This is a genomic window from Enhygromyxa salina, from assembly GCF_000737335.2.
Classification (GTDB): domain Bacteria; phylum Myxococcota_A; class Polyangia; order Nannocystales; family Nannocystaceae; genus Plesiocystis; species Plesiocystis salina_C.
In genome coordinates, this window is sequence record NZ_JMCC02000017.1 from 15,715 (window position 1) to 37,721 (window position 22,007).

Below are 22,007 nucleotides of genomic sequence, written 5' to 3' on the forward strand. Positions count from 1 at the left end.
GGACCTGTACCTGCTTATTAGAGCAGTGGCCGAGTGATTTTGCCCTGCCCGAAGGACCTGTACCTGCTTATTAGAGCAGTGCTCAGGCGGCCAGATTTGCCGCGCTTCTTGGCGGCGGAACTTGCCCTGCCCGAAGGACCTGTACCTGCTTATTAGAGCAGTGCTCAGACGGCTAGATTTGCCGCGCTTCTTGGCGGCGGATCTTGCCCTGCCCGGATCTTGCCCTGCCCGAAGGACCTGTACCTGCTTATTAGAGCAGTGCTCAGGCGGCCAGTTTAGCCGCGCTTCTTGGCGACCGACTTCTTCTTGGCGGTCGGCTTCTTCTTGGCGACCGACTTCGTCTTGGCGACCGGCTTCTTCTTGGCGGCCGACTTCGTCTTGGCGACCGACTTCTTCTTGGCGACCGACTTCTTCTTGGCGACCGACTTCGTCTTGGCGACCGACTTCGTCTTGGCGACCGACTTCGTCTTGGCGACCGACTTCTTCTTGGCCCCCGACTTCGTCTTGGCGGCCGACTTCGTCTTGGCGGCCGGCTTCACCTCCGCCCCCAACTTCACCTCCGCCCCCAACTTCACCTCCGCCCCCGGCCGCTTCCCCCCAGCCGTCCCGCCCACCTCGAACTCCAGCGACGGCTCGACCTCCCGCTCCGGCGACCACCGCAAGCTTCGCACGCGCTTCGCCTTCCCGCGCGGCAGCTCGAACACCAGAAAATACGAGTGGTTCTTCCGCGCATGCACCTGTCGCAGCAGCCGGCTCACGCCCGGGGCGTTGTTCCGCACCAGCACGAACACGTCCTTGCAGTAGAACCCCATGTCCTCGTACGCAGTGACGATCTCCACGTGCGTCAGCCGCTGCTTGTTGGCGCTGACCTCGTCCTGGCACTTCACGATCAAGCACCCGCCAACCCGCAGCACCCGACGCGCCTCCAGCCCCGCGCGCAGGTACAGATCCGTCACGGCATCGTGCCACTTCGGCCCACCCTCGCCCGCGTCGTAGGTGTTCCCGTCAGCGTACGCGTCACGAAACGCGGCGTGGGTGCCGGTCCCTGCCCGGTGGGTCTGCGCGCGCCGAAAGAACCCCTCCATGTAGGGCGGGTCCAGCACGACGCAGTCCAAGCTCTTGTCCTCGTAGGGCAGCTCGCGACAATCAACGGCGTCGCGGTAGCGCACGAAGATGTCCCGCTCGGCCACGACGAGCTCGAGATCCGAGGCCAAGAGCTCGTAGGTGCCGGCGGGGATCCGCTTCCAAAACACACCCTTGCCGAAGGTCACATCGGCGACTTTGCTGCCAGGCGAAACGTGCAGCTCCATCAGGCTCGCGAACAGTTCCGAGTTGTCGCCAACATGGGCGGAGTTGACGAGATCAGAGGTCGACTCGCCGCCCTGGACGCGCTTGGGATCGGACACCCCTCGGAAACTACCCGAAAGCGCCCCGCGGAGCGACTCTGTCTGCGGCCCTTTGGCACGCGCGCCCGCTTGTCTATAGTCCGCGTGCCAAGCAACGCGCGTCCGCCACCACGCGCTCCGGGCCAACCCCGAGCGTGCGCGATATGAATCCATCGCGATGCGGAGCGCATGAAACCAGCCCGTCTGGTGGCAGGACGGGCCAGCACCATCGGGAACTGTTCGTGACCAGCGCAAACCCTTTCGACTCTCGTTCGTCCTTTGAGCTCTCTGGCGGCGGCCAGGGCGTGGTCTTTCGTCTCCAGGCTCTCGAGGAGCAAGGCCTGACCAAGCTCGCCAAGCTTCCGTTCTCGATCCGCGTCCTGCTCGAGGCTGCGCTGCGTAACCATGACGGCTTCTTGGTCACCGACGCCGACGTCAAGACCATCGCCGGCTGGCAGCCCACCGCCGAGCGCGTCGAGATCCCCTTCATTCCGGCCCGGGTGATCCTCCAAGACTTCACGGGCGTGCCCGCGGTCGTCGACATCGCAGCGTGCCGCAACGCGATGGTCGAGCTCGGCGGGGACGCGACCAAGGTCAACCCCGCGGTCAACGTGGACTTGGTCATCGATCACTCGGTCCAGGTCGACGTCGACGGACGCAGCACCGACGCGCTGCTGCGCAACCTCGACATCGAATACAAGCGCAACGCCGAGCGCTACGAGTTCCTCAAGTGGGGCCAGCGCAACCTCGACAACTTCCGCGCGGTCCCGCCTGGGCGCGGCATCGTCCACCAGGTCAACCTCGAGTGGATCGCACAGGTCGCCTTCAACCGCGACGGCGTCTACTACCCCGACAGCCTGGTCGGGACCGACAGCCACACCACCATGATCAACGGGCTCGGCGTGCTCGGCTGGGGCGTGGGCGGGATCGAGGCCGAGGCCGTCATGCTCGGGCAGCCGGTCTACATGCTCGCGCCCGACGTGATCGGCTGCAAGCTGACCGGCAAGCTCCGCCCTGGCGTCACGGCGACCGACATGACCCTGCGGATCGTCGAGATCCTGCGCAAGAAGGGCGTGGTCGAGAAGTTCGTGGAGTTCTACGGCGACGGCCTCGACTCGCTCGCGCTCGCCGACCGAGCCACGATCGCCAACATGGCGCCGGAGTATGGCGCAACCTGTGGGTTCTTCCCGGTTGACGCGCAGACCCTCGACTACCTGCGCTTGTCCGGCCGCTCCGACGCCCACGTCGCCAACGTAGAGGCCTACTATCGGGCGCAAGGGCTGTTCCGCACGGCGCAGACCCCCGACCCCGAGTACACCGACACGCTGGTGCTCGACCTCGCTGACGTCGAGCCCGCGCTCGCGGGCCCCAAGCGGCCGCAGGATCGCGTGGATCTGTCGGCGATGAAGTCCCACTTTGCGGAGAGCCTCACCGCCAAGCTCGGGATCCACGGTCACGGCGTGCCCGCCGACAAGACCAACCTCGAGGTCCCGGTGATCGGCAAGGACTTCTCGCTCAGCCACGGCGACGTCGTGATTGCAGCGATCACCTCGTGCACCAACACGTCCAACCCGGCGGTCATGCTGGCCGCGGGTCTGCTCGCACGCAACGCGGTCGCCAAGGGGCTCACGACCCAGCCGTGGGTCAAGCCCTCGCTCGCGCCCGGCTCCCGCGTGGTCACGGAGTACTACGAGAAGGCCGGCCTGTCCGACGACCTCGCCAAGCTCGGCTTCAACACGGTTGGCTACGGCTGCACCACCTGCATTGGCAACTCGGGCCCGCTCCCAACAGAGATCGAGGCGGCGATCACAGAGGGCAAGCTGGTCGTCGGCTCGGTGCTCTCGGGCAACCGCAACTTCGAGGGCCGGGTCCACAACAACGTCAAGGCCAGCTACCTCGCCAGCCCGCCGCTGGTCGTCGCCTACGCGATCGCCGGCACCTTGAACATCAACTTCGACGAGGACCCGATCGGCAAGGACAGCGCGGGCAAGGACGTCATGCTGGCCGACATCTGGCCCAGCGACGAGGAGGTGCGCGCGGTCATTGCTGCGTCGATCGACCCGGCGATGTTCCAGGCCAAGTACGCGGACGTCACCGAAGAGCCGCGCTGGAACGCGATCGAAGTGGCCGACAGCGCACTGTACCCCTGGCGCGACGACTCCACCTATATTCAGCAGCCGCCCTTCTTCCAGGGCATGACGGCGACCCCACCCCCGATCTCGGGGATCTCCGGCGCCCGGGTGCTGCTCAAGCTGGGTGACTCGGTGACCACGGATCACATCAGCCCGGCTGGCTCGTTCCCCGCCGAGGGCCCCGCGGGCCAGTACCTGATCTCGAAGGGGGTGCCAAAGGCTGGTTTCAACAGCTTCGGCAGCCGCCGCGGCAACCATGAGGTCATGATGCGCGGCACCTTCGCCAACGTCCGCATCCGCAACCAGATCGCGGCTGGCACCGAGGGCGGCTACACCACCTATTGGCCCAGCGGAAAAGTGGAGTTCGTGTACGACGCGGCGATGAAGTACGTCGAGGCCGGGACGCCGCTGGTCGTGCTTGGCGGCACCCAATACGGCACCGGCTCGAGCCGCGACTGGGCGGCCAAGGGCACGCTGTTGCTTGGCGTCAAAGCGGTGATCACCAAGAGCTTCGAGCGAATCCACCGCAGCAACCTGGTTGGCATGGGCGTGCTCCCGCTGTGCTTCAAGGAGGGCGAGGGCGCCGACGAGCTCGGGTTTGACGGCAGCGAGAGCTTCGACATCCCGATCACCAACGACGTCTCGCCGCTGCAGACGCTGGACGTCACCGCGACCAAGGCCGACGGCAGCAAGGTCGTGTTCACGACCACCGTGCGCCTCGATACCCCGGTGGAGATCGACTACTACCGCAACGGCGGCATCCTTCACACGGTGCTGCGCAACCTCGCCAAGGGCTGACGCCCGCGGGCGTGAGGGTTGAGGAGGGCGCCTGGTGACGGGCGCCCTTTGTAATTGCGGTCGAGCCTAGTCTTCGCGCAGCGCCTCGATCGGGTTGAGCGCGGCCGCCCGCATCGCCGGATACAGCCCCGAGACCACACCCACGAACACCGAGACGCCCAGCGACAGGGCGATCGAAGCGGTCGTGACCACCGTTGGCCAACCAGCCGAGACGGCGACGACGTGGGCGATGCCGACGCCAAGCGCGACGCCAGCGAGCCCGCCCACGAACGACAGCGAGAACGAGGTCGCGAGGAACTGAAAGCGGATGTCGCGACGCCGGGCGCCGACCGCCCGATGGATCCCGATCGCTCGGGTCTGCTCGAGCACCGACGCCAGCATGATGTTCATGATCCCGATCCCCCCGACCAGCAGCGAGATCCCAGCGATGCAGCCCATCACGATGTCGAAGATCCGCTGGGTCTGCCGGCCCTGGTCGAGCAGCGCCTCGGGCACGATGACCTCGTAGTCTCGGGCCCCGCCGTGCAGCCGATCGAGGAGCGCGTCGACCAGCGCGGCGACCTCGGGCGGCGAGCCAGCCTCGCTGCAGCGAACGACGATCTCTTCGAGCGGGGACTCGAGCGGGTCACGCTCGAACTTTCGGCTCGCGGTGGTGAAGGGCAGGTAGATCTCGCGGTCACTCGTCGCGACCGAGACGCCATCAATGGAGGCCTCGCCAGCGGGCTCGCCGTCGAACACGCCGACGACCTCGAGCCACACGTCGTTGACCTTGACGCGGCCACCCACGGCCGGATCCACGCCAAACAGATCCTCGCGGGCGGCGGCCCCGAGCACGCAGACCTGCGCGTGCTGGCGCTCGTCGAGCGCGTCAAAGAAGCGGCCCTCGGCGATCGTCTTGTTGACCAGCCCAGCGTGCAGGTGCGACACGCCAAACACCGTGGACTCGGTCTTGCCGGTCGCCGAGAGGATCTTGTAGGGCTCGATCTCCAGCCGGGGCACGACGATCTCGGCTTCGGGCACCGCCTCGCGGATCGCGTCCACGTCCCGCTGGGACACGCCGATCGACTTCTTGCGCAGCTGCTCGAGCTCGTCGGGGTCGAAGCTCTTCGCGCGCACGACCACGTTGCGGACGCCCATCTTCTCGATGATCGCCAGGGCGTCTTGCTCGGCGCCGGCCCCGATCGCCAGCATCGAGATCACGGCGCCAACGCCAAACATCATGCCGAGCATGGTCAGGGCCGAGCGCAGCTTGTGGGCGCGCAGGTTCTCGAGCGCCGCGATCAGGGCGTCGGAGACCCTCATTCGGGCGCCGCCCCTGGTGAGTCCGCGTCGCGCTCGCCGATCAGCTCGTCGGCCCGCTTGTTGGGATCACGCAGCGCGATGCGGTCATGATCCTCGAGGCCCTTGGTGATCACGACCCGACCGGCGCTCGACGGCCCGAGCTCGACCTCGGCCTCTTCGAAGCTGGAACCAGAAGTGGGACCCACAGCCCGGTGCACGAAGAAGTGACCTTCGCGCTCGAACACGGCCTGGCGCGGGACCACGAGCACGTCCTGTTGCTCAATGAAGATCGTTGCGCGGACCCGCTGACCCACCTTCATGGTCTGCGCGTCGGTGGCCTCGAACTCGAGGGTGACCCCAAAGTACTGGACGGGCACCTCAGCGTGGCGAGGCTGGGCCAGCGCGTCGACGCGCGCGACGGTTGCTTTGTAGGTCGTGTCGGGGTGGGCCTCGATGACGAGCTCGGCCTTCAACCCCGGCTCGAGATCGCCGGCGTCGGCCTCGAGCACGAACAAGGCCGCCTGCATGTTGGCGACGAGCGGCAGCTCGGCCAGCTTTTGACCCGGCCAGACCGTATCGCCAAGGCCACGGGTCTGGCCTTGCCAGTCACGCTCGAGCACCCAGATCCCCGCGTGCGGGGCTTCAACCTCGAGGTGGGCGAGCGCCTCTTGGGCGCGTTGGACCTCGTTCTGGGCTTGGCGCCTGCTGATCTCGAGCAGCTCGACCCGACTGTTCGAGACCGATCGCTCGACCCGCTTGACGGCGTGCGCGTGCTTGGACTTGGCCTCCGCGAGCTCGATGTCGATCTGGCTGTCGAGCAGCTCGTTGCGTGACAGCACGCCGTTGTCCTCGGGCTCGAACGCGGTCGCGGCTTCGATCTCGCGCTGGGCCTGGGCGGCCGACTGATCGCGCTTCGACCCGGCCGAGCGACCGGCGTCGCGCTCCTTTTGCATGGACAAGAGCGCGCTCGCCAGGTCGCCCTGGCTGTCTTGTAGCTGCCGCTGCATCTCTTCGGGATCGAAGCGCACCACGACCTCGCCCGCCTCGATGCTCGCGCCATCTTCTGCGATCCAGGCGATCTTCATGGCCATCTCCGAGTCGACCGGTGCCGTGACCGGGGTCGCCTCGACGGCCTCGAGGTAGCCCTCGGCGGTCACGCGCCGGGTGAAGCTCGCCTGCCGGCTCACCTCTACTGTCGGAACCTTGGCGTCTGCGCCCAAGCCGGTGCCGCAGCCGGCGGTCCCGGTCACCGCTGCAGCCAGCACCACAGCCAGCGCGAAGCCCAACAACCCAGCCCAGAACCCAGCCCGGCTGCTTTCAACTCGGGCGAGGGCTTCTCGCCCGCTTGCGGACACCTTCGTAGACTGCTTCACCCTGGGAAGCCACGTCATGGCTTGGCCTCCGTGGACCGAGCCAGCTCGTCGCCAAGCTCGAGGCCGCCGGTGATCTCCACCAGGGTCTCGCTGCGCCGGCCGGTCTGGACGGGGACCAGCTCGACGCCGCTGCTCGTTCGCTTGCGGGCCATCGGCCCTTCGGCTGTCGGCACGATCGCGTCGAGCGGGACGACCAGCGCGCCCTCGATCTTCTGGGTGAGGACCTTGCCGCGAAACCGCATGCCAGGTCGAAGCCGCAGCTTGTCGTTGGGCTCGAGCTCGATGCGCAGCTCGACGACCTTGAGCGGGTTCTCGGGTGACTGGCGCCGGACCATGGTCGAGACCGAGGCGATCTTCCCGTGCAGGACCACGTCGGGCTGGGCGTCGAGGTGCAGCGAGACCGACTGACCCGCCTCGATGCGGCTCGAGTCGACCTCGTCGACCTCGCCCATGCCCTCCATCGCCTCGAGCGAGACGATCTGCATGACAGAACCGGCCCGCCAGACCGAGTCACCCACGCTCTTCTTCTCGCCGCGCCAGTTGGTCTCGTAGATGACGGTGCCGTCGCGCGAGGCCTTGATCGACATCTTCTCGATCGCGGCTGTCAGCTGCTCGACGCTGGCCTCCGCGCGCTGGTGTTGGTGCTCCCAGCGCTCGATGTTGGCCTGGCGACGGCGCTGCGCGTCGCGGTCTTTCGCGCTCAGGTGGCCCACGCGCTGCTCGGCGATCTCGAGGTCGAGGCGCGCCTTGGCCAGCTCGTCGACCGCGACGATCCCCTCGGGGACATCGGCCTGGATCCCCGCCTTGCGACGCTTGGCCTCGGCGTCGGCGATCTCGAGCTTGGAGTCGAAGCTGCCGATCCTGGCCTCGGCGCGGCTGGCTTCGGCCTGGGTCGCCGCGGTGTCGCGCTCGGCCTGCTTGCGCTCGAGCTGCCGCTGCAGATCGGTGACGTCGAAGCCCAGCACGGGGTCGCCCTGCTTCACCTCGGCGCCCTCGGGGGCCATCATCGAGATCTTGAATTGCCACACGCCAGGGATCGCCGGGGGCGCGAGGGTGTCCGAGTCGATCGCCTTCAACGCTCCGCTGACGTCGACCTCGAGCAGAAGATCCTGGCGCGCGACCACGACGGTGTCGGCCTGCGAGCTGGCCGGGCTGCAGCCAAGGGCGCCAGACAGCGCGACAGCCAGGGTGAGGCCGAAGCCAAGCGCGCGCGCGACGAGCAGGTGTTGGCCGATCACTTCGCCGGCTCCTCGTCAGGGGGCTGCGCTGGATCGACCTCGAGCGAGACCGGCGCGAGCCCGAGCCGGGCGCCCTCCTCGAGCCCAGACAGCAGCTCACACTGGTGGGCGTCGCAGGGACCCAGCTCGACGGGGACCGAGGAGCCATCTTCGAGCTGAGCGACGATCCCGAGTGGGTCTTGCCCCTGCGCGAGCGCGGCTCGTGGGATCAACAGCACGTCCGACCGGCGCACAGACTCGACCTCTGCCCGGGCCGACAGACCCGGTCGCATGAACGATTGATCCGTCTGGTCGAGCTCGATGACGACCGCAAAGAAGCGACGGACCGAGCCACGCTCGGGTTCACGCGCGACCGGGCTGACGCTGCGGACCAGGCCGCTCAGCTTCCGGGTTGGGTGGGCGTCCAGGATACAGCTGACCTTCATGCCCGGGTGGACGCGACCATCGTCGACGTCGCTGAGCACCGCACGCACGACCATGACCGTGAGATCGGGCAGCTCGGCCACGGTGAAGCCCGGAAACACCGTGTCGCCGACCTGCAGCTTGCGCCCTTCAAACGGGTTGTCTGGCACGATCATCACGCCGGCCTGCGGGGCGGTGATCGTGAGCGCGGCGATCTCTCGCTTGGCCGCGTCGTACTTGCGCACGGCCTTGTCGTACGCGAGCTCCTTGACCTGGTCCTCGAGCTTCGCGCCCGAGCTTGCGGTCTTGGCGTCCGTGCTGGCGGCGTCGCGGGCCAGCTGTGCGCGGCCGAGCTGCAGCTGATACTCGCTGTACTGCATGCGCGAGAGGATCTGTTCGGACACGCTGGCGTCGATCTGTGTCTTCGAGACCTCGACCGCGGCTTCGCGGGCCGCGAACCGCTTCTCCGCGACCTCGACGGCCTGCTGGGCGCGAAGGTTGGCCAGCTCGTTGTCAGCGTCGAGCACCTCGAGCTCGCGGCCGGCGATCGAGTCGAGCAGCGCCGTGTCGTCGAACGCGACCAGGCGATCGCCCTGCTTGACCTCTGCGCCGTCCGTGGCCAGCCACTGGATCGACAGCGCGAAGGTCTCGGTGCGCGGGGCCGAGATCATCCGCGACTTGTCGGCCGCGAGCTCGCCGGTCAGCAGCACTGGCACGACGAGGTCGCCCCGCGTCACCACCATCGCTGGGCGCTTGCTCGGATCCTGACCCGCGCGCCCGATCGGCCCACACCCAAGCCCAGACCCAAGCCCAGACCCAAGCCCAGACCCAAGCAAGACAGACAGCCCAAACCGGACCACGCGGGGCGTCACTTTCACGCGCGCCCCCCACCCGGCTGCGGCGCGCCGTCCGACACGATCCGGCCATCACTGATCTGGATCACCCGCGGACACTGCTGGGCGATCTCTGGCTCGTGGGTGACCAAGATGATCGTGTTGCCGGCCTCGTTGAGGGCCGCGAACAGCTCCATGATCGAGTCGCCGGTCGACGAGTCGAGGTTGCCACAGGGCTCGTCGGCGAGCAGCAAGCTGGGCTCACCCACCAGCGCGCGGGCGATCGCCACGCGCTGGCGCTGGCCACCCGAGAGCTCGTTGGGGCGATGACCGACCCGCTCGGCGAGTCTCACCCGACCCAGCGCTTCACGGGCCCGGGCCTCACGCTCGCGCCTGGCGACGCCGCGATAGAGCAGGGGCAGGGCGACGTTGGCCAGCGCCGTGGCCCGGGACAACAGCTGAAAGTTTTGAAACACAAAGCCAATGTGCCGGTTGCGCAGCTCGGACAGGGCGTCATCGCTGAGGGTCTGGACGTCCTGCCCGCCGAGCCGATAGCACCCGCTGGTGGGCTGATCCAAGCACCCCAGCACGTTCATGAGCGTGCTCTTGCCCGAGCCAGAGCGGCCGACAATCGCCACATATTCGCCGCGGTCGATGCCAAAGCTGACCCCATCCAGCGCCGCGATTGTCTCGCCACCCATTCGATAGTGACGGTGGACGTCGAGGACCTCGAGGATGCGATCAGTCATGGCTGGGCGACTCGCCACAGATACGGGCGAGCAGCATACCCGATCTGTTTTCAGCTCGGGCGAGGGCTTCTCGCCCGCTTGCGGACGCTTTCGTAGACTGGTTCAGCGAGGGCAGCGAGCTGTTTTCAGCTCGGGCGAGGGCTTCTCGCCCGCTTGCGGACGCTTTCGTAGACTGGTTCAGCGAGGGCAGCGAGCTGTTTTCAGCTCGGGCGAGGGCTTCTCGCCCGCTTGCGGACTGTTTTCAGCTCGGGCGAGGGCTTCTCGCGGACCCCGTTCAGCGAGCCGCCTGTCCCCGGCCGCGCCGGGCGGGCGTCAGAGCAACTGCATGCGACCGAGCTCTTGCCGGACTTGCGCGACGGCCTGCGCCTGCAGCTGGCGGATCCGCTCGCGGGACAGCGCATAGTGCTCGCCTATCTCGCGCAGCGTCAGCGGCTTGGTCTCACGCAGGCCATACCGCAAGCGCAGGATCTCGGCCTCGATCGGGCGCAGCTTGGCGATCGCGTCGTCGAGGCCAGCCTCGAGCTCCTGCATCTCGAGCAGGCCAGACAGCTCGCGCTCGTCCTCGTCCTCGAGCGCGTCGACCACGGCGGGGCCATCGCCACCAGCGCTGGGCGCATCGAGGCTGATCACCGGTCCGCTCGCCACTCGCATGGCTTTGTCGATCTTGGCGAGCGGCAACCCAGTCTCGTCGGCGAGCTGCTCGACGCTGGGTTCGTGACCATGCACCGCCAGATGCTTGCGGCGCGCCCGGGTCAGCTTTTGGCGGACGTCTTGGATGTGGACGGGCAAGCGCACCTGTTGACCCTTGTTGGAGATCGCCCGCGAGACCGCGTGCCGAATCCACCAGCTCGCGTAGGTCGAGAACCGAAATCCGCGGCGATGGTCGAAGCGCTCGACCGCTTTGAGCAGCCCAATGTTGGCCTCTTGGATGGCGTCCTGCATCGGCAGCCGACCCTGCGCCAGGCGTCGCGCGAGGCTCACAGCCAAGCGCAGGTTGGCGGTCACGAACCTGTTGGTCAGCGTGCGAACGTGCCGCTGGGCCTTGCGGCAGTCGGCCAGGTACAGACGAAACGGCCGACTGTCTCCGGGCATGCGGGCGACCTCGATGCTCAGGGCCTCGCGCGACTGGCTGGCGATGCGCTCGACGTCGGCGACGAGCCGCTCGGCGGCCTGGCTGTCGACATCGAGGTCCGTCAGGTCCGCGCCCAGCTTCGCGCAGGCCTGCTTGAACTGCGCCTCGTGGGCCAGGCTCCGACGCAGACGAAATCGCTCGGCGTCGATCTCCAGCTGATCGAGCGCACGCGCCAGGGTCTCGTCGATCTCCAGGCGGGCCCGGAGCGACGCGCAAATTGCGGGCACGAGAGGCGGGTAGCCCAGCAGGGCCGCCCACCGATCCACGCGAGCGCGGCGAAGCGCGACGGCGGCCTGCCGCTCTTGGGCAGGCGTGAACAGCGGACAGTCCGCCATGGTGCGCATGTAGATCTGCAGCGCACCATCCGCGGACTCGCCAGATTGAGGCCGCTTAGGCTGCTTGCGACGGTTCTGATGTCGGCGCCCCGACGGCTTGATCTCCGAACACTGGTCAAACTTTGTTGGCATGGCTGGTAGCTCTCTCTGTCCCGGACTGCAGGGTATGGATGAGGTGTGTAGCATGTTTGTATAAGGATTGGTACCAGCGGCCGCATCGGAGTGCCATCTGGCCTCGACTGGAGCGAGGCGTCATGCGCTCGTGGATCACGCACAAAAATAAAATAGTTAAAAATATCATATATTTAATGGTGCGCGGGAGTTGCGCTAACTTGATACAAACAGTGTACAAAGCATGGCGATCCAACATCACATAGACTGTTTAATGTTGTCAGGCAGCGACCTAGGTCGAGCAAACGACGTGTCGAGGCGGCGAGACCAACGCGGCCGGCGTGGCATACACTCCGCGCGTGGCAGCGATGGATCCGAGCGACGACACGTCCAGCAACAGCCCTGAGGGACCGTCAGACGCGCCGCAGCGTGACCTCGAGGATCTCACGATCCTCTTGGTCGAGGATGACCCTCGCGCGGCCAAGTGGGTTCGGATCGCCATGGAGGATCGGGGCGCGAAGATCTTGTGGGCGACGCGGATCGATCAGGCGCGACTGCTCGTCGAGCGTCACGAACCCGAGCTCGCGCTGCTCGACGTCTCGCTCCCCGATGGCAATGGGCTCGACTTGGTCGTCGAGCTCCGCACCCGCGAGCACCCCTGCGCGTGCGTGGTGCTGACCGGCAACCCCGAGTCGCACGTCGCTCGCATCGCGGCGGGCCTCGGTGTCACCGAATTCTTGGCCAAGCCGGTCAACCTCGATCGCCTGCATGTCGCCGTGAGCCAGGCGCGCGAACGCACCTTGCAGCTGCGCCGGATCCTCGCCGAGCACAAAGGCAGCGCGGTCCAGAGCGAGATCGACGAGAGCGTTGGCAAGCGGCTCGCGCGGGTCCACGACCAGTCACCCGGAAAGCCGGTCGACGCCAGCGAGCGACTCGCCTCGCTCGCCTCGGAATTTGGCCTGAGCTCCCGGCAGACCCAGGCCGTCGCGGGTGTCGCCGAGGGCCTCTCGGACGCCGACATCGCCCGCGCAATGAAGGTCTCCTACAGCCGCACCCGCCAGCTGCTCGCGGCCGCGTTCGCCAAGCTCGGCCTCAAGTCGCGCAACGACTTCATCCGCTTCCTGTGGGAACGTAGCGGGCAGCGTTAAACCCCCAGCGTTAGAGGTGCAGGTCTATCTAAAGACACTCGCCGTCGGTTAGTAGGCCTGCGCCTTCGCACTGGCCGCTCTCGCACTGGCCGTCCATCTTGCACGGGTCGCCGGGGCTGCCGTCGTAGCAAGTGTTGCTCACGCAGTTCAGATCGTTCTCGCACGGGTTGAAGGCACTGCAGGGGTCGCCCTCGTTGAGGGTGGGGCAGGTCGAGGTGTCGAAGGTGCACGAGTCGGTGCAGGTGGGCAGGCCCGGGCCAAAGCCGAGCTCCGGGCAGTTGACCCCGCCGAGGTCGTTGCCTTCGCACTCCTCCGTTCCCTCGATGATGCCGTTGCCGCAGACCTGGTTGGTGCAGCCGGTCGCGTCGTAGGTGCAGCTGTCGCCGCACTCCAGCGTGCCGCCGACGAAGCCCAAGCTCTGGCAGCTCTGACCCCCGAGCAGGTCGCCGTCGCACGATTCGCCCGGCCCGATCTTGCCGTCGCCGCAGTCTTTCGATCCGCCCTCTTCGCCCCCTTCGCCCCCTTCGCCCTCTTCGCCGCCCTCGGACGGGCCGGCTTCGGTGCCAGCGTCGTCTTGGCCGGTGCCGCCGTCGGTTGCGGTCTCTGCTCCTTCTGCAACCTCCTCCGATGCTCCGCCACAGGCCACGATCGAACCCGCCAACAACGCTGCAACCACCGCAAGTCGTGTCATGGCTCGATCTGAGCATCCGATACGAGAGGCGTCAAGGATGCTGCGTTCAGCTCGGGCGGGTACTCGCCAACATACAGCCAGATCACGCGAACTCGCCGCGCTTGCACCGTGATAGAAACAGCCATGGCTTACGGTGACTCGCTCGATCCACGCATCTCACGATCCACGCTGCTCACGGTCGCGGCGCTCATGTGCTTCGCGGCCTGCAAGCCCGACGACGGACCGGGGATCTTCATGGAGGCAGGCACCGGCTTCACTCTATCTGGCGACGGCGACGGCGACGCCACGAGCGGAACCGAGACCAGCGGACAAGAGTGTGGCTATTGCGAAGGCACGCTGTTTCACCCGTGCGAAGGCGAGCCGATCGACTGCTTCGACTTTGACGAGGTCTGCACCAGCCAGGGCTGCCTGCCGTGCGCGCCGGGGCAGAACACCTGCCTGGGTAACGATGTCTACACCTGTGACGAGAACGGTGAGCCCGGCGAGCTCGTTGAAGAGTGCAACTCGGAAGCGGCCGAGGTCTGCAGCGAAGGCAGCTGCGCCAACGCGTGCTCGGTCGCCGACGACACGCCCTCCAACATTGGGTGCGAGTTCTGGGCCGTGGATCTGCCCAACACCCGCGGGCTCGACGACGCCTCGAAGGAGCCGTGGGGGGTCGTGCTCGCCAACGCCGGGCAGACCCCGGCCGACGTGATCATCGAGCGCAACATCGCGGCGCTCGGCGAGCCCGACAACCTCGTGGTGCTCGAGCAGACCAACGTGCCGCCGGGCTTGCTCAAGACCGTGCAGCTGCCCCGGGCCGAGATCACCGGCTGGACCCCCGCGACCATGGAGCCGCCCGGCCCAACCGGCACGGCCAAGACCAACAACGCGTTTCGGATCACCTCGACCGCGCCGATCGTCGTCTATCAATTCAACACCTTCACCAACGACTTCTCCAACGACGCCTCGCTGTTGTTGCCCAGCTCCGGGCTTGGCAACGTGCACCGCGTGATCGGCTACTCGACCGCCAACCCGATCGACTTGATCCCGATCGCCGGGATCCCCGATCGCTCCTCGGTCGCGGTGATCGGCACCCAAGACGGCACCAACGTCACCATTCGCCCGGGGACCACGACCAAGTCGGACATGATCTCGATCCCGATTGGACAGCCCGGGGTGCCCTTCGAGGTTCAGCTCAACCAGTGGGAGGTCCTCAACGTCGCGAGCGACGGGATCCCCGGCGACATGACCGGGACCGTGGTCGAGGCCGACAAGCCGGTCGCGGTGTTCAGCTCTGGCGAGCGGGCGATCGCGCCCAGCTACGAGGGTGACGACTTCCCAACCCCGCCCAACTGGAATCCGCAAGAGGACGACCTGTGCTGCACGGATCACATCGAGGAGCAGGTGTTTCCGGCGACCTCGCTCGGAAAGTCGTTCGTGATCACGCACAGCCCCGAGCGCAGCAACGGCGGCTGGGTAGAGCCCGACATCCTGCGCTTCATGGCCGTGGCCGAGCCCGCGACCGTGACCACCAACCTCGCGCCCCCACACGACAGCTTCACGCTGCAGCCGGGCGAGATGCACGAGGGCTGGTCGCAGGGCGACACGATCGTCGAGTCGACGACGCCGATCATGGTCGCGCAGATCCTCGTGAGCCAGACCTACACCAGCGCGTTCATTGGCGACCCGGCGCTGACCTACTTTCCAGCCGTGGAGCAGTACCGCGAGCGCTACGTGTTCTTGACCCCGCCCACGTGGACGCAGAACTACTTCGTGCTCTCGACACCCTATGAGTTTGGCGGTGACGGGCCATCGGTTGGCAACTTCACCCTGGATGGTGGCGCGCTGCCGGTCGAGTGCACCCAAGAGGTCGCCGGCATGCTCGGCGGGGTCGAGTACTGGTCGATCACGTGTCCGGTCGAGGAGGGGGCGCACTTGATCGAGGGCGACACGGACTTTGGGCTGACGGCGTATGGCTACGGGCCGGCCGGGTCCTACGCGTACACGGGCGGCGCGGACGTCAAGCCGATCTACGACGTGCCGGTGATCCCCTGAGGATCTTGGTCTCAGTCGAACAGGTCGCTGCGTCCGCCCACGCTGTGGCAGGCTGACTCGAGGTGTAGCGAGCTCGCGGCGCGCGACCAACCTCGACGGCGGCTCGTCCAAGCGCATGGTCGTGCGCGGCGAGACCTTGGATCTGAGCGCGACGGAGATCCGCGCCGAGGCCGATCCGGGCGAGCGGCGGGTCCGACCGGTGCACACGGCCCTGTTGCTGTTCGTGCGCTGAGCGGCGCAGCCCGGAGCCCACGCTGCCGCTGCCCTTCAAATCGGGGTCGCGTCGAACGCACGGCCCGCCGCTGGCCGCGTCGGCCCGCCTCTGCCATCCTCCGCCCACCGTGAGCAAGGCCGTCGAGCATGCCCAAGCCGAGATCCGTCGTCGTCGGACCTTCGCAATCATCAGTCACCCCGACGCAGGCAAGACCACCCTGACCGAGAAGCTGCTGCTGTTCGGCGGCGCGATCCAGATGGCAGGGGCCGTGCGCGCGCGCAAGGCCTCGCGCCACGCCGTGTCCGACTGGATGAAGATGGAGCAGGAGCGCGGCATCTCGGTCACGACCTCGGTGATGAGCTTCGAGTACCCGTTCCCGGGGGTCCCCGAGACCGCCCCGGATCTGCAGCGGCTCGCCAACGTCAACCTGCTCGACACCCCCGGCCACGCGGACTTCGGCGAGGACACCTACCGGGTGCTCACGGCCGTGGACTCGGCGCTGATGGTCATCGACGGGGCCAAGGGCGTGGAGTCGCGGACAGAGAAGCTGATCGAGATCTGCCGGATGCGTGACACCCCGGTGATCACCTTCGTCAACAAGTTCGACCGCGAGTGTCGCTCGCCGCTCGAGCTGCTCGACGAGATCGAAGAGAAGCTGGGGATCCCCTGTGTGCCCTGGACCTGGCCGATCGGCATGGGCAAGCGCTTCAAGGGCGTCTACCACCTCGTCGAGCAGCAGCTGCACCTGTTCAAGCCCTCGGACAAGGCCGAGTCGGAAGACGACGTCAGCGAGCTCGCGCGCGGGATCCCGGTTGATGGCATTGATGATCCACGGATCGACGAGCTGCTTGGCGAGCAAGCCGAAGAGCTGCGCGCCGACATCGAGCTGCTCGAGGGCGCCGGCGCCGAGTTCGACGAGTCGCTGTTCTTGGCTGGCAAGCAGACCCCCCTGTTGTTTGGCTCGGCCATGAACAACTTCGGCGTCCGCGAGCTGTTGCGTACCTTCGTGAGCCTGGCTCCCGCCCCGCAGCGGCGCGAGGCGATCGTCGGCAAGGACGCGGTCGAGGCACCCAAGCCCGGCGAGCCCGTCGAGACCCGCATGATCGCCGCGGTCGAGCCCGAGTTCTCGGGCTTCGTGTTCAAGATCCAGGCAAACATGGACCCGAACCACCGCGACCGCATGGCGTTCATGCGGGTGTGCTCGGGCAAGTTCGAGCGCGGCATGAAGGTCCACCACGTTCGGCTTGGCCGCGATGTGGCGATGTCGAACGCGCTGACCTTCCTGGCCCGCTCGCGCGAGCTCGTTGAAGAGGCGTGGCCCGGCGACATCATTGGCGTGCCCAACCACGGCACGATCAAGATCGGCGACAGCTTCAGCGGCGGCAGCAAGCTGCGCTACACGGGGATCCCCAGCTTCGCCCCCGAGATGTTTCGCCGCGTGATCCTCAAGACCCCGCTCAAGGCCAAGGCGCTGGCCAAGGGCCTACGCCAGCTGTCCGAAGAGGGCGCGATCCAGGTGTTCAAGCCGATGTTGGGCTCGACCTGGGTGGTCGGCGCCGTCGGGCAGCTGCAGCTCGAGGTCATGAAGCACCGGCTGCTCGACGAGTACTCCGTGCAGGCCGACTACGAGCACGTCGAGTTCACGACCACCCGCTGGGTCACCCCGATCATAGAGGGCAACAGCAAGCAGGATCTGGACAAGGTCATGTCCAACTTCAAGCGCAAGTGCGAAGAGAACCTCTACATCGACGGGCACGACGACCTGGTCTACCTCGCGCCCAACCGCTGGAACCTGAGCAAGACCGAAGATCGGTTCCCCGAGCTGCGCTTCGAGGCGACCCGCGAGCACTCTTAGGCTTGCCGCGCTAGTCCCGAATCAAGCGCTGCGCGCTCGACTCGGGCCTACTATGTCTTCAAGGGGGCTTTCAAAAGCCCCCTCGCTTCGGCGGCGGAGCCCCCTTCGCTCACCCCAAACGCTCGCCTGTCGGCTCGTACTCGCGTGGCTTCACCCGGGGGTGACGCCAGGCGACGCGGCCTGGACCGACCACTGCCAGTTGTCGAGCAGCACCGACGAGTCGAACAGGCTGTCGGCGGTATCCCAGATCACGAAGCGGATCTCCATGGTCTCGCCGGGCGTGACGTTGCCTGACATGGTCAGCCAGCCAGTGCCGCCGCCGTGACGACCCGCGTAGTTGCAGGAGAACGGGGTTGCCCCCATGGTGTCGAACCCGGTCCCAACGAGCTGGTTGGTGCCAACGCAGCCGTTGTAGTTGCTCTGCACTCCGCACTGGGAGATCGGCCCGTTGCTGCATTGCTGGAACAGGCCCGGCGCAGCGCTGAGAAGGTTCACGCCCACGGGCCAGCTGTTGTTGCCCTGGGTGTAGATGGCGATGTTCTTGTCGTTGGGGTTGTCCTGGTCGGTCGAGTCGACCAGCGTGATGAACAGATCGTTGAAGGCCGTGCAGACGTACTCGGGGTACTCGGCCGAGTAGAAGTACATCTTGGCCGAGAACGAGTTGGCGTTGGTTGGCACGCGGACCCGGATCTTGAACATGATCGAGTCGTTGGCGGTTGTGCTGTTGGGCCCCGGGCAGCCGGGCGCGTTGGGGAACGTGCCGCCGTTGGCCGCGAGCCAGTCGGCGGGGGCCTGAACATCGAACGCCCCTAGATCCGCGCCGTCTTGGTACGCGAGCCAGGTCGGCGCGGGCGCGCCGGGGTACGACGCCCGCCCGCTGCTCATCAGGGCCAGCCGCTGGCCGGCCTGAGGCGTGACCACGTTGCCAAACTGCGGCCGGATCGAGCGGCCGTTGGTGCTGGGATTGCCGGTCCCGTTGCCGCGCAGCAGCTGGCTGTTGATCACACCCCAGATGCGGTTGGTGAGCGGCGGGTTCTCTGTCGTGAACTGACACAGATCCACGGCGCGCGCGTAGTCGAGGGCGTTGTTGGAGTTGGCGGCCAGTCCGGCATCACACAGCGGGACCGGGTTGTCGATCATGCCGTCGCAGTCATCGTCGACGTCGTTGCCGTCAACTTCGAACGCGCCCGGGTTGACGAGCGCGGGGGTCGAGCAGTCGGGGCTGACCTGGTCGCAGCAGTCGTTGTTGCACACGCCCCAGCCGTCGCCGTCGAGGTCGGGGTTCTCGTCGACCTGCCCGTTGCAGTTCTCGTCCATGCCGTTGGCGCAGATCTCGACCGCGGGGATGACCTGGCCAAGGCACGCGCCGTAGCCGGTGCCCATCATGTTGCAGGTGCGGGTTCCGGCGTGGCACAGGCCGACGCCCTCGGTGTTGCCTGGGAACCCGGTGTAGCAGGAGATCTGCTCACCCGGGACGCAGGCGCACAGCGCCTGGGTCTCGCAGCCATCCATGATGTCGCCGTTGCAGTCGTTCCAGTTGCCCTCGCAGTCGCCCATGTCGCAGCCGCCGTTGGTGCACAGATCCTCGGCGTTCGGGAAGTCGGGGCAGAGGTTGTCGCACTCGCCACAGTTCTCGGGGTCGGTGGCCAGGTCTTCACACTCGCCACCGCAGCACGAGAACCCGTTTTGACATGGTTGCTGGTCCGTACAGCCGGGGTTGCAGTCGCCGGCGTCGCAGATCGAGCCGAGCGGGCAGTCTTGATCCTCGACGCAGCCCGTGCAGGTGTTGGCGTTGACGTCGCAGACCAATGGATCGGGGCAGTCTTCGTCCTCGATGCAGCCCACCACGCAGTCGTTGTCGGGGCTGCAGTACTGGCCGATGTCGCAGAGGTCGTTCTCTGGCGTGCACGGCCAGCACTCGCCCGCATCGCAAAACGGGTTGTTGGCGTCGGGGCAGTCGGCGTCGGTCATGCACGGCTCGTCGCCGGAGTCGCCGTCGCCGTCGCCGTCGCCGTCACCGTCGCCAGGGTCGCCGTCGCCGTCGCCGGGATCACCGTCGCCGTCGCCGGAATTGCCATGGGTCTCACCGCTCTCGCCGCTGTTGCTCTCGGAGGTGGGCCCGTCGCCGTCGCCGTCGCCAGCGTTGGTCTCTGCGGCGCTAAACCCCCCTGTAGCCGATACGTCGTCACCGCCGCAAGCCGTCGAGGTCAACAGGGACACGCAGACGATTCCAAGGGTACGACGATCCATGTGTGTACTCTAGGACAGTTTCGGTCAGTGCTTCCACAATAATCAGCGGCGCTCGGTCTGGATCGGCGGCGTGAACCGTAGCTCGTGCGCGAGTGCGGGGGCCGGCGGCGGCGCGCATCCGCTCGCGCGCTTGCGAGGTCTTGGGGGCGCGTGCGACTCTCGCCGACCGTCGGCGCGCCCTCCTGCGCGACCCAACCCACAAGCCACGAGTAACAAGCAAATGCGAATGATCTTGGTTGGCCCCCCGGGGGCTGGAAAAGGCACACAGGCCGCCCGTTTGGTCGAGACTCACGCGATCCCACATATCTCCACGGGTGACATGTTTCGGGCCGCGGTCACGGCCGGTACCGAGCTCGGCAAGCGTGCCGATGCGTACATGCAGCGCGGCGAGTTGGTCCCGGACAGCCTGGTGATCGAAATGGTGCTCGAGCGCATCCAGCAGCCGGACTGTGCCAACGGGTTCATGCTCGACGGGTTCCCGCGGACCACCCCGCAAGCCCAGGCGCTCGACGACGCGCTCTCAAGCGCGGGCATCGAGCTCGACGCGGTCGTGTTGATCGAGGTGCCAGACGAGCTGCTCGAGGCTCGGGTCATCCACAGGCGGCAGGATCCCGAGACCGGCGCGATCTACCACCTGCTCAACAACCCCCCGACCGACGAGGCCGTGCGGGCGCGCTTGGTCCATCGCAAAGACGACACCGCCGAGGCCTGTCGGGCCCGGATCGAAAAGTACCACGCGGACACAGCGCCAATCGTGCCCTTCTACGGCGCGAGGGGGCTGCTCAAGCGCATTGACGGCGTTGGTTCGCCCGACGACGTCGAGGTCCGCATCAAGGCCGCGCTGGCCTGACCGGCCGCGGCTCGCATCGCAGCCCCCGCCCGGATTGGGGGGGGGCGCGAGTTGGCGGCCGTCGCGGGATGAGCCACGCTCTAGGCCATGTCTGAGCCAGCGGTGATCGGGGCGTTCGAGCTTGGCCTTCAGTGGCCAACCTTCGATCCCTTCTTGTTCTGCGTCCACCACGACGATCGCTACCCGGCCGGCAACGAGCAGCTCGGGCCGCAGGCCAGCCTCGCGGGTCGCAAGATCGGCATGGACTTCGAGGGCAAGGACGGCTGGCGCATGTATCACGGCGACGTCGTCCCTGGGTTTCCCCAACATCCCCATCGCGGGTTCGAGACGGTGACCCTGGCCCGGCGCGGCTACATCGATCACTCGGACTCACTCGGCGCCAAGGCGCGGTTTGGCCACGGCGACTGTCAGTGGATGACGGCCGGTCGCGGGATCGTGCACGCAGAGATGTTTCCGCTGCTCGACCGCGAGGCCCCCAATCCGACCGAGCTGTTTCAGATCTGGCTGAACTTGCCCAGCACCGACAAGTTGGTCGATCCCCACTTCACGATGTTGTGGGACCAGCTGATCCCCAAGCCCAGCTTCACCGACGCGCACGGTCGGGTCACTCACGTCGCGGTGGTGGCGGGGCAGATCGGCGAGCATCGGGGACCGCCGCCGCCGCCGAACTCATGGGCAGCGCGGGCGGACGCGGAGGTCGGGATCTGGACCCTTCGCATGCAACCCGGGGCCAGCTGGCGGCTACCGGCGGCCAGCCCCGGCTTGAATCGCACCCTTTATTTCTTCGCGGGCAGCTCGATCCGGATCGACGGCGCGAACTTGGATCAGCACGCAGGCATCCGGGTGCGATCCGATGTCGAGCTGTCGCTCGACAACGGCACCACCGAAGCCGAGCTGCTCGTGCTGCAGGGCCGCCCGATCGACGAGCCGGTCGCGCAACACGGACCGTTCGTCATGAACACCCGCGCCGAGATCCAGCAAGCGATGGACGACTTCCGCAAGGACGGCTACGGCGGCTGGCCGTGGCCGCGCGCGGATCCAGTTCACGGCCGCGAGCAGGGCCGGTTTGCGATCCACGCCGACGGCCGCGAGGAAGCCGCCGAATAGCGAGGCTGAAAACAGCTCGCTGCCCAGGGTGAAGCAGTCTACGAAGGCGTCCGCAAGCGGGCGAGAAGCCCTCGCCCGAGCTGAAA

16 protein-coding genes are annotated in these 22,007 nt (G+C 67.0%); 7 read left to right on the top strand and 9 right to left on the bottom strand.

What is annotated here, in order from left to right; genetic code table 11:
* Positions 1-275: 275 nt before the first annotated feature.
* Entirely contained in the window at positions 276-1,406 is a 1,131-nt protein-coding gene (locus tag DB30_RS41305) for a hypothetical protein (protein ID WP_052547667.1), read from the bottom strand.
* A gap of 221 nt (positions 1,407-1,627) precedes the next feature.
* Here DB30_RS41305 and acnA point away from each other — a divergent pair, with 221 nt between their 5' ends.
* Positions 1,628-4,315, top strand: a complete 2,688-nt coding sequence (gene acnA, locus DB30_RS08570; RefSeq protein ID WP_052547669.1) for an aconitate hydratase AcnA — start codon at positions 1,628-1,630, stop codon at positions 4,313-4,315.
* A 66-nt stretch (positions 4,316-4,381) separates the two neighbouring features.
* Here the strand turns inward: acnA and DB30_RS08575 are convergent, their stop codons facing one another.
* The 6 genes from DB30_RS08575 to DB30_RS08600 form a co-directional block, all read right to left on the bottom strand.
* Positions 4,382-5,617 (bottom strand): ABC transporter permease, encoded by a 1,236-nt coding sequence (locus tag DB30_RS08575; RefSeq protein WP_052547671.1) that lies wholly within the window; start codon positions 5,615-5,617, stop codon positions 4,382-4,384.
* On the bottom strand, positions 5,614-6,846 hold the full coding sequence (locus DB30_RS08580; protein WP_205632940.1) for an efflux RND transporter periplasmic adaptor subunit: 1,233 nt from the start codon (positions 6,844-6,846) through the stop codon (positions 5,614-5,616). The genes DB30_RS08575 and DB30_RS08580 overlap by 4 nt, the downstream gene beginning before the upstream one ends.
* A 137-nt stretch (positions 6,847-6,983) precedes the next feature.
* Positions 6,984-8,207: an efflux RND transporter periplasmic adaptor subunit gene (locus DB30_RS08585; protein WP_052547674.1), complete on the bottom strand. Its 1,224-nt coding sequence runs from the start codon at positions 8,205-8,207 to the stop codon at positions 6,984-6,986.
* On the bottom strand, positions 8,204-9,487 hold the full coding sequence (locus tag DB30_RS08590) for an HlyD family secretion protein (protein WP_146658310.1): 1,284 nt from the start codon (positions 9,485-9,487) through the stop codon (positions 8,204-8,206). Before DB30_RS08590 ends, DB30_RS08585 begins: the two co-directional genes overlap by 4 nt.
* Positions 9,484-10,191 carry an ABC transporter ATP-binding protein gene (locus DB30_RS08595; RefSeq protein ID WP_052547676.1) on the bottom strand — a complete coding sequence of 236 codons (708 nt, stop codon included), beginning with the start codon at positions 10,189-10,191 and terminating at the stop codon, positions 9,484-9,486. The genes DB30_RS08590 and DB30_RS08595 overlap by 4 nt, the downstream gene beginning before the upstream one ends.
* Before the next feature lie 312 nt (positions 10,192-10,503).
* The gene (locus DB30_RS08600) at positions 10,504-11,658 is read right to left on the bottom strand and encodes a sigma-70 family RNA polymerase sigma factor (protein WP_165703672.1); all 1,155 of its coding nucleotides are present in this window, start codon (positions 11,656-11,658) and stop codon (positions 10,504-10,506) included.
* A gap of 479 nt (positions 11,659-12,137) precedes the next feature.
* Between DB30_RS08600 and DB30_RS08605 the strand changes: the two genes are divergently transcribed.
* Positions 12,138-12,917, top strand: coding sequence for a response regulator (locus DB30_RS08605; protein WP_052547679.1), 780 nt, complete (start codon positions 12,138-12,140; stop codon positions 12,915-12,917).
* 28 nt (positions 12,918-12,945) lie between these two features.
* On the opposite strand, the gene DB30_RS08610 is transcribed toward DB30_RS08605, so the two are convergent.
* Positions 12,946-13,608: a hypothetical protein gene (locus DB30_RS08610; protein ID WP_146658312.1), complete on the bottom strand. Its 663-nt coding sequence runs from the start codon at positions 13,606-13,608 to the stop codon at positions 12,946-12,948.
* Positions 13,609-13,731: 123 nt separating this feature from the next.
* On the opposite strand from DB30_RS08610, the gene DB30_RS08615 reads away from it, so the two are divergent.
* The 3 genes from DB30_RS08615 to DB30_RS08620 all read left to right on the top strand — a co-directional run bounded on the left by DB30_RS08615 (position 13,732) and on the right by DB30_RS08620 (position 17,714).
* Positions 13,732-15,645 (top strand): IgGFc-binding protein, encoded by a 1,914-nt coding sequence (locus DB30_RS08615; protein WP_052547683.1) that lies wholly within the window; start codon positions 13,732-13,734, stop codon positions 15,643-15,645.
* Positions 15,646-15,697: 52 nt separating this feature from the next.
* Entirely contained in the window at positions 15,698-15,877 is a 180-nt protein-coding gene (locus DB30_RS43415) for a phosphodiester glycosidase family protein (RefSeq protein ID WP_477181444.1), read from the top strand.
* A 109-nt stretch (positions 15,878-15,986) separates the two neighbouring features.
* The gene (locus DB30_RS08620) at positions 15,987-17,714 is read left to right on the top strand and encodes a peptide chain release factor 3 (RefSeq protein ID WP_052547685.1); all 1,728 of its coding nucleotides are present in this window, start codon (positions 15,987-15,989) and stop codon (positions 17,712-17,714) included.
* Between the two features lie 150 nt (positions 17,715-17,864).
* Here DB30_RS08620 and DB30_RS08625 read toward each other — a convergent pair whose 3' ends face one another.
* Positions 17,865-19,964, bottom strand: a complete 2,100-nt coding sequence (locus DB30_RS08625; RefSeq protein WP_052547687.1) for a choice-of-anchor L domain-containing protein — start codon at positions 19,962-19,964, stop codon at positions 17,865-17,867.
* Between the two features lie 220 nt (positions 19,965-20,184).
* On the opposite strand from DB30_RS08625, the gene DB30_RS08635 reads away from it, so the two are divergent.
* Together DB30_RS08635 and DB30_RS08640 are read left to right on the top strand one after the other, a co-directional pair.
* Positions 20,185-20,814, top strand: coding sequence for an adenylate kinase (locus tag DB30_RS08635; RefSeq protein WP_052547689.1), 630 nt, complete (start codon positions 20,185-20,187; stop codon positions 20,812-20,814).
* An 87-nt stretch (positions 20,815-20,901) separates the two neighbouring features.
* Positions 20,902-21,921 (top strand): pirin family protein, encoded by a 1,020-nt coding sequence (locus tag DB30_RS08640; RefSeq protein WP_052547691.1) that lies wholly within the window; start codon positions 20,902-20,904, stop codon positions 21,919-21,921.
* Positions 21,922-22,007 lie beyond the last annotated feature (86 nt).